The 272-nt window shown below is 37.5% G+C and carries 1 protein-coding gene; it reads left to right on the top strand.

Features of this window, described 5'->3' with window-relative positions; genetic code table 11:
• The coding region (locus KVT11_RS19900) for a hypothetical protein (protein WP_217609152.1) at positions 1-272 on the top strand (272 nt) is incomplete at both ends.

The following is a 272-nucleotide window of genomic DNA, read 5'->3' as shown; positions in this document are numbered from 1 at the left end:
AGCTTAAAGCGTATGATTGACTCTGCCATTGATACTTTTGAAAAGAGCTTATATAAAATGACATATCAGCAATTATCTGCTAAGACGTGCACTCGGTTAGATGCTTTACTTGAGTCCCATGCTGATGAGGATTCTGATGGAGAGGAAACCGACATTTTAACTTTTCGTCAACTATTATCTTCTCCTCGTAAACCAAGTGTAAATGCGATGGAGATGGAGGTTAAAAAACTGTTAGCTATACGACATCTCCAAATTCCTAATGGTTTGTTTCA

The organism is Bacillus sp. GbtcB10 (genome assembly GCF_019091365.1).
Taxonomy (GTDB): domain Bacteria; phylum Bacillota; class Bacilli; order Bacillales; family Bacillaceae; genus Bacillus; species Bacillus altitudinis.
Note: the sequence above shows the minus strand (reverse complement) of the source record. Positions and strands in the feature narration are given on the sequence as shown.